The organism is Steroidobacter sp. (assembly GCF_016790065.1).
In the GTDB taxonomy this organism is placed as follows: Bacteria; Pseudomonadota; Gammaproteobacteria; order Steroidobacterales; family Steroidobacteraceae; genus Steroidobacter.
Window position 1 is genome coordinate 1 of sequence record NZ_JAEUPY010000439.1, and the last position, 8,384, is coordinate 8,384.

Annotated in this window: 6 protein-coding genes; 4 read left to right on the top strand and 2 right to left on the bottom strand. The window is 62.6% G+C overall.

The window, feature by feature from the left end:
* The 4 genes from JNL55_RS18340 to JNL55_RS18355 all read left to right on the top strand — a co-directional run.
* On the top strand, positions 1-756 hold a 756-nt coding region (locus tag JNL55_RS18340; RefSeq protein WP_293856804.1), incomplete at its 5' end, for a glycosyltransferase family 4 protein.
* Between the two features lie 39 nt (positions 757-795).
* Positions 796-1,743, top strand: a complete 948-nt coding sequence (locus tag JNL55_RS18345) for a glycosyltransferase family 2 protein (protein ID WP_293856807.1) — start codon at positions 796-798, stop codon at positions 1,741-1,743.
* A 68-nt stretch (positions 1,744-1,811) separates the two neighbouring features.
* On the top strand, positions 1,812-2,843 hold the full coding sequence (locus JNL55_RS18350; RefSeq protein ID WP_293856810.1) for a polysaccharide deacetylase family protein: 1,032 nt from the start codon (positions 1,812-1,814) through the stop codon (positions 2,841-2,843).
* On the top strand, positions 2,844-4,028 hold the full coding sequence (locus tag JNL55_RS18355; RefSeq protein WP_293856813.1) for an ATP-grasp domain-containing protein: 1,185 nt from the start codon (positions 2,844-2,846) through the stop codon (positions 4,026-4,028).
* Positions 4,029-4,093: 65 nt separating this feature from the next.
* Here JNL55_RS18355 and JNL55_RS18360 read toward each other — a convergent pair whose 3' ends face one another.
* Positions 4,094-7,639 (bottom strand): hypothetical protein, encoded by a 3,546-nt coding sequence (locus JNL55_RS18360; protein ID WP_293856816.1) that lies wholly within the window; start codon positions 7,637-7,639, stop codon positions 4,094-4,096.
* Between the two features lie 369 nt (positions 7,640-8,008).
* Positions 8,009-8,384: hypothetical protein (locus tag JNL55_RS18365; RefSeq protein WP_293856819.1), on the bottom strand; the 376-nt coding region annotated here is incomplete at its 5' end.

Here is an 8,384-nt window from a genome sequence, read left to right on the forward strand (position 1 = left end):
AAACTGCTGATCAAGCGGCTGCAGATCGCGCTGTCCAACAGCCGTTGCGACGGTTTGATTTTCGAGTCGCAGTCGATGGCGGAACTGGCGACGCGTGGCCGGGGCGCACCGGCATCCATGGTCGACGTGGTGCAACTCGGCGTCGATATAGACAAATTCAAGCCGGCCGCTTCCGACTACGTTTACGCCAATGTCGGGGTGCCACGCGAGCGTCGCGTCGTGCTGTTCACCGGGCATTGCTCGCCACGCAAGGGCATCGGCACTTTGGTCGACGCTGCTATCGAGTTGCTACAGGCACGCGGCCGCAAGGATCTGGCGTTCCTGATCTGCGGCAATCGCGGCGACGAAAGTCGGGAGTACGAAGCCAAGTACCAGCAGCTCGACATCGCGCCCTACATCCGCTTCCTGGGCTACCGCAACGACGTGTTGCCCATCATGCAGAGTGCTTTCTGCGGAGTGTTGCCCTCCACCGGCTGGGATTCATTTACTATGAGCTCGGTGGAAATGGCGGCCACCGGCTTGCCCATCGTCGCCTCCCGACTGCAAGGGCTGGAAGAAGCGGTGGTGCACGAGAAGACTGGCTTGCTGTTCGAGCCGGGCAACGCCAAGGCCCTGGCCGACAGCATCGAGCGCCTCGCCGACGACCCGGCACTGGCACGCCGCTATGGGGATAACGGCCGAGCACGTTGTGAAACCGAACTGTCCACTGCGGTTCAGCAGCGGCGTTTCGTGGCGGCGCTGCGCCGGCACTTTTGATGTGACTACGCGAATAAAAGAACAGCGCCGGAGCCTGCAATGACGTCCATTTCCGTCATCGTCCCGACCTACAACTACGGCAGTTATATCGCCGAGGCCATCGCCTCGATCGCGGCTCAGACATTGCAGCCCACGGAAATCATCGTCATCGACGATGGTTCCAAGGACGACACGCGTGCGGTGATCGAAGCGCTGGGTCAGGCCAACTTGCGTTACGTGTACCAGAACAACGCCGGTGTCTCCGCGGCCCGCAATACCGCGCTCGAACTGGCGACCTCCGACTACATCGCCTTCCTCGATGCCGACGATCGCTGGCGCCCGCAGATGCTCGAACAGCAGGCCGCGCTGTTGGATAGCGATCCGGACATGGTGTTCTGCTTCACCAACTTCGTGCGCTTCGATCACGCCACCGGCAACTTGTTGACCGATCAATTCGCCTACTACCCGGAGTTGGCCGGTCTGCCGCTCACGCCCGGCCCGCTGCCCAACACCGCCACGATCCGCGCCGACGCCTTCAGTTCGCTGATCCAGTTCGGCGAGCTGCCGGCTTTCACGCCCGCCATCCTGTTCCGCCGCGACAAGATCGCGGGCATGCGCTTCGACACAACGCTCAAGGTCTGCGAAGACACCGATTTCGTCATGCGGACGGCCATGCGCGGCAGCGTCGGCTTCAATCGCGAAGTGCTGGCCGAGATCCGGCGGCACGCCAAGAACGCCACCGTGGACTACTCCCTGATCTCGCTCGACAAGCTCAAGGCACTACAAATCATCGGTAACAGCGTGACCGCCGAACCGCACCGTCGCGCGCATGCCGAGCGCCTGGTGAAGGCTCATATCGACGCAGCCGTGGCCAATTGCCGAGCCGGTCGCACCCTGGATGGCGTGCGCACCTACGCCAAGGGACTACGAATCGGCGGCTCGCCGATGCGCAAGCTGAAGGGGGCGGTGCGCGTGTTACAAGCGGCCACCAGCTCCGCCAAACGATGATTCGCAATCCATCACGGGTACAATGCCCGCATGCCGACTCCGCTTAACAATAAACCCCGCTGCTGCCAGTGAGTGCCCTCAAGCGTCTGATCAAGAATGCGCTGGTTGCCGGCGCCTACCACACCGGCCTGCTCCAGCTCCTATTGCGGCTCAAGCTGCGCGATCGCGCCGTCGCCCTCACCTACCATCGGGTGCTGCCGGCCGCTGCGCAGGCGGACTCCTTTTCCACCGGTGCCATCGTGGTCACCCCGGCAACCTTCCGGCGCCACATGCAGCTGCTGCGCCGGGCGTTCAATCCATTGACGGCCGATCAATTCGCCGCCGCGCTGGCCGCGGGCAAGCTGCCACCCCGCGCCTGTATCGTGACCTTCGACGACGGCTGGCTGGATAACCTGGAGCATGCTCTGCCGATTCTGCAGGAGTGCTCGGTGCCGGCCGTGCTGTTCATCGCCACCGATTACATCGGTACCGATCGCTGTTTCTGGCAAGAGACGTTGGCTCGCGCTTTGTTCGCCGCAGCCGGCGCACCTGATCGCAGCACTGCCCTATTCGCCGAACTCGGCGACGAACGCGTGCCCAAGCTGCCCCCGGCCGAAGCGAAGGCGGCCATCCGCCGGCTGATCGATCGCTGGAAATCTCAGCCGCAAGAACAGATCGACGCGTTGCTCGCTCGCGTGCAGTCAGCACTGCAAAGCTGGGGCGTCACCGTGCCAGCCACGCACCCCGATCGATTCCTGTCGTGGGCTCAAGTCAATGAGCTGCACGCCAGCGGCGTCGTGACCATCGGTTCTCACTGCCGCACCCACACGCCACTCACCAAGCTGAAGACTGCGCAGGTCAGCGAGGAATTGCAGAGCTCGCGACAAATCATTCGCGATCGCTCAGGCGTGGACCCACTCGACATGGCGTATCCGAATGGCGATCACGATGCAGGCATTGCCGCCGCTGTATCGGATTCCGGATATCGCACGGCATTTACCACGGTGCGTGGTCACGTCACGCCGGATGCCAACGCATTCACTTTGCGACGGATCAACATTGCCGAACAAGGCACCGATTCCCCGGGCGCATTTCTGGCGCGCATCGCGGGAATTTTCTAAGTGACGCGGATCCTCATCACCGACGGCGACAATCGCTCCGCACTGGCGGCGACGCGCGCGCTCGGACAGCTCGGACACCAAGTATTCATCGCCTCCGAAGCGCATCCGTCGCTGGCCTCGGCTTCCAAATATGCCGCCGGCTTCGATGCCTATAAAAGCCCGTACGTGGCGCCAGATCGATTCGTCAGCGACGTGGCGGAAATTCTGCAGCGGCGACAGATCGAAGTGCTGTTGCCGATGACGGAAATCACCACGATCCTGCTGACGCGCCATCAGGCCGCGCTGCCGGCGCAGGTGCGCATTCCTTTTCCAGCGGCAGACGTCGTTGCCACCGCAGCCGACAAAGCCAGTGTGTTACGACTGGCTCAATCCATCGGCGTGCCAATTCCGGTGACTCAGATCGTTGAGCGCGCCGAAGACATCGACGACTTCGTGAAACGCGTCGACTATCCGGCGGTGTTCAAGCCCTCGCGTTCGCGCACCTGGACCGGCGAACAATGGGTTTCCAGCGGCGCTGCCTATGCAGCCAATGCCGACGATCTGCGAGAGCGCTTGCGCAAGTTACATCCGGCCGTGTTTCCAGTGCTCATTCAAGAGCGCATCGTGGGCCCCGGTGTCGGCGTGTTCGTGTGCTGTGACGAATCGCGAGTGCTCGCGACGTTTGCGCATCGTCGGTTACGTGAGAAGCCACCGTCGGGCGGCGTCAGCGTTCTGTGCGAAAGTGCGCCGGTCGATCCGATAGCTCGCGAGCACGCCACTCGCCTGCTCAAGGAAATCGGTTGGCGTGGCGTGGCGATGGTGGAATTCAAACAAGACGCGAGCACCGGCACGCTGAAACTGATGGAGATCAACGGCCGCTTCTGGGGCTCGTTACAGTTGGCCATCGATGCCGGCGTGAACTTCCCGCAACTCGCGCTCGACATTGCGCTGAGTCGTGCGCAGCCGGTCACCAACTATCGAGTGGGCGTGCGCTCGCGTTGGTTCTGGGGCGACACCGACGCGATGATCGCGCTGCTACTACGCAGCCGCGAACAACTCAACCTGCCGGCCAATCATCCCGGGCGCTGGCGCACGTTCTTGAACTATCTGCTGCCTTGGCGGCCCGGCACGCGTTACGAGCTGGAGCGCCTCAGCGATCCAGGCCCGGCGCTACTTGCAGCTCGACGCTGGCTGCTCCGGAAATAACAGACCTCGAAATGAAAACGGCCCCGCAGATGCGGGGCCGCTGAGTTTTCGATCCCAGCCTAAGCTCAGTCGTCGGTCGAGTATTCCAACGTTGCCGGCGTCGTCAGCCAATTGCCCGGCGTCAGCGCCGGATTGCCCAGCAATGTTTGTAATGCCTCAGCCGCTTCGACATCGTTGGTACCGTACAGGGCCAGCGTGATGCTCGCCCACGTGTCGCCGTTCTGAATGACGTAGTAGGTCGGCACATCCGGCGTCACTGTCAACGGCGTCGGCAAGCCCTGCAGATGCGCACCTGCAGTCAACGTCGGATTGCCCATCGCGGTTTGCAAGGCTTCGCCGGCATCGTCCGAATCCACTCCGTACAACGTGTTCGCAATCGAGCGCCAGGTGGCGCCGTTCGGGATGACGAAGTACGGCGTGCTGTTCGAGCGAGCCACATAGATCGACGGCGCGGCACCATCCGGCTGCACCCACAGCACGGTGGCGTTCTCTGAATCATCGATGCTCGAGGCCAGCTCGGAAGGCGCCTCTGGACGAGTCTCCAGCAGCGTTGCCGAGCCCCACACGCCGTGACGCATGCGAGCCGCATAGATGTTCTTGTTTGCGCCTTCCTCATGAATCCAAGCGACCACGCCGTTGCCATCGACCAGGCTGACGGTGGGATTGAAATCCAGGCTGGCCGGATCGCTGATGTTTTCCAGCAGTGTAGCCGCACCCCACGAGCCCACGCTCGAATCGTAATAGCGTGCATACACTGAGTAGGCCGCGCCATCGTACTCGGCGTAAGTCGCCAAGGCGTTGCCCGCTGCGTCCACCGCCAGTTCGCCGTTGAAGGCGCCCGAGCCGGACGAATGCAACGGCACCTGTGCAGACCACGTATCGGTGGTCACATCGTAACGACGTGCAAACACGCCGCTACCCCGCCACAAGGCGAAGCCGTTACCCACAGCATCGAAGCCAATGCGTGGCTGACGATCGCCGTCGCCGTCGAGCAGCAGGATGGCGCCGTAGGCTTGCGCAGTGTTGTCCCAGCGACGCGCATGGATGCGGAACTCGCTGCCATCATTCTGTCGCCACAACACAGTCGCATTGCCGTGCAAGTCGATGGCAACTTCCGGATGCAGGCCCGCGGTGGCGCGACCGTCGATCAGATCCGGCGCACTCCACGTGCCGTTGTCGAATCGAGCCAAATAGACACTGATGGCGGTGCCATCGGATTGCAGCCAGGCGGCCGCGATGTGATTGCCGACGCGCGAGATCGTGGCGTACTCCGTGGACACTTCGACTGCATTGGCACTGTTCTCCAGCAACAGCGGCGCACTCCAAGTGTCAGTGGTCGTGTCGTAGTTGCTCCAATACAGCGATTGCACGACGCCGTCGCTCTGCGCCCAGATCACGGTGGCGTTACCAGTTGCGCGATCGACCGCCAAGCGCGGCTCATGCGCGTCTTGGGCGCTCTGATCCAGAATCACCGGCCCGGACCACGTGCCCGAGCTTTCGAGATAACGACGCACGATGACGTCCGTGCCCTGCGCCCAAACAGCGAAACCATTGCCGTCCGCATCGAATGCAACGCGGCCGCCGCTGGCATCGGCGTTGCTGGATTCGAGCAGCTGTCCTGACGACCAAACATTCAACGGCACCGTCACCGCCGCTGCATCCAACGGATAGTTGGTCGTGGTGGTGGTGTGGACCAGGCTCCAATCGAGCGGCGCGCTGTAGTCGTCCGACGGCACGTACTCGATGCTGGCCGGCACGACCAAGTGCAAGCCAGCACTCAAGGTCGGGTCGCTCAACAGCGTCCGCACTCGCGCGATGGCATTCACATCGTTGCTGCCATAGACCGCCTGCGCGATATGCGACCAGGTGTCGGTGGCCAGCACGGTGTAATACGCAGGCACCGGCTCAACCACATTCAATGTCGTGGGGAAGCCGGTCAAGAAAGCTCCGGCAGTGAGCGTGCCACCACCCATCGCAGTCTGCAGAGCCGTGCCGGCGGCAGCGGAATCCACGGCGTACAAAGTATTGGCAATCGATTGCCACGTGGCACCGTTCGGGACCACGAAGTTGGCGCTCAGATACAACGCCTGATAGACGGATTCAGACAAACCGTCGGGCTGAATCCACAACACCGCCGCGTTGCCGACCGCATCGATGGTCGAAGTGAGTTCGTCCGCAGTTTCGGTGCGAGATTCCAACGCTCTCGGTGCCGACCAAGTGCCGATGCCGGTGCGGCGAGTTACAAATGCATCGCGCACGTTGCTGGTGTTTTGAATCCACGCGACCACCGCTTCCTGGCCGAACATGGCGACGGTCGGGTTGTAATCGATGTGGGCCGGATCGGTGTTGTTCTCGACCAGCTCCGAAATACCCCACGCTGCCATCGTGGCATCGTAACGACGTGCGTAGACGGACACGATGGCGCCATCGCTCTCCAGCCACACCGCCATGGCGTTGCCGTCTTTATCGACCGAGAGTTCGCCACCCCAAGCACCGCCGCCGGTCTGATTGTGAATCGTCTCCTCCGCGCCCCAGGTAGCGGTCGCGGCGTCGAAGTGACGCGCAAAGATGCCGTCGCCGCGCCAGAGCGCGAAGCCGTTGCCTTGCGCGTCGAAGTAGATGCGCGGCTGACGATCGCCGCCGATGTCGATCTGCGTAACGTTGCTGAACGTTTGAGTCTGGTTGTCCCAGCGACGCGCGTGAATGCGAAACTCGCCATTGCCGTCACGTTGACGCCAGACATAAGAGGCGTTGCCGCTGACATCGATGGCCACTTCCGGATGCAAGGCTTCCAGAGCGCTGTCGTCGACCAACTCAGGCGTGGTCCAAGCGTTATTTTCGAATCTCGATGTGAAGATGCTGTAGATCGAGCCGCCCTCGGTCTGGCGCCACGCGACGGCTGCATGCGTGCCGGCGTATGAAATTGAGTTGCTCTCAGGCGCTGCGCTCACCGGGTTGTCGGTGTTGTCGATCAGCTGCGCGGCACTCCAGGCGTTGTTGCTCGCGGTGTATCGGCTCACGTACAGCGATTCGGCCACGCCGTCGCTCTGAGTCCAAGAAACAAACGCATTGCCGGTGGTGCGGTCGACGGCGAGACGCGATTGATGAGCGTCTTCGGTGCTCGCATCCAAAACGATGGGGGCGGACCAACTCGTGGTGCTCGCGGTGTAACGGCGAACGATGCAATCGTTGCCCTGAACCCAAACGGCAAAGCCGTTACCGGCAGCATCGAACATCACACGCGGGCTGCTCGCGGCCGCGCTGGCTGTCTCCAGCAAGTCGGTCGGCTGCCAGCCGCCGCTCGACAGGCTGGTGTTGTTGAGCGGATAAGAAACGATCTGGGTGTTGGTCAGCACCGAGCCGTTGGCCGTCTTGGTCACCGGATCGGGCACGGGATCGACCGGATCAGTGGGATCGGTCGGGTCAGTGGGATCGGTGGGGTCCGTCGGGTCGGTCGGATCCGTGGGCGTGGTTGGAGTGGTAGGCGTGGTGGGATTGTTGCCCACCGGATTGGTCGTGCCACCGCCGCCGCCGCCACCGCCGCAGGCGCTCAGTAGCACCAAGCACCAGGCGACCGCGAAGGCCTGCTTCAAACCACCCACTTGTGTCATGTCCCCTTCCCCCTTTCAGCGTCAGACCGGACCTGCCCTGGAAAATGCCAGCGCAAGGTACGCCGTTCCGCCGGTAAAGCGAGTGATCCAGCGCACGGAGTTGACGGATTGTTGACGCTGGGATCGGGGCCTATGTGTCCAATTTCTTTACAATTTTTGCCGGAAACGCGCTTGGAAAAACCGACATTTCGGCGCCTTCATTGGGGCCGCTGCGGACGGCACCCAAAAAGCTGTGACACAACTCACACTACGACCGCCAATCGGCCTAGAACGGGCCTGGGCGTTGTCGAACTGGGCTACAAAAATAATTGGCCCAAAAGAAAAGGCCCCGCGGTTAGGCGGGGCCTTTCGAGTCACCGAACCGGCAGCTTACGGGCTGACGGTGTAGCTCAAGGTCGACGGAGTCACCAACCACACGCCGGTGGCCAGCGTCGGGTTGCCCACCACACTCTGCAGTGCTGTGACCGCCGCAGCGTTGCTGGTGCCGTACAGCGCCTGAGTGATGCTCACCCACGAGTCGCCAGCCTTGACGACGTAGTAGGTCGGCACCGGCGGAGTCACGGTCAGCGTGGTCGGCGCGGACACCAAGCGCAGGCCAGTCGTCAGGGTCGGGTTGCCGACCGCAGTCTGCAGGGCCTGACCTGCCGCATCCGAATCGACGCCGTACAGCGTGCTGGCAATCGAGCGCCAGGTCGCGCCGGCCGGGACCAGGAAGTACGGGGTGGCATTCGAGCGAGCCACGTAC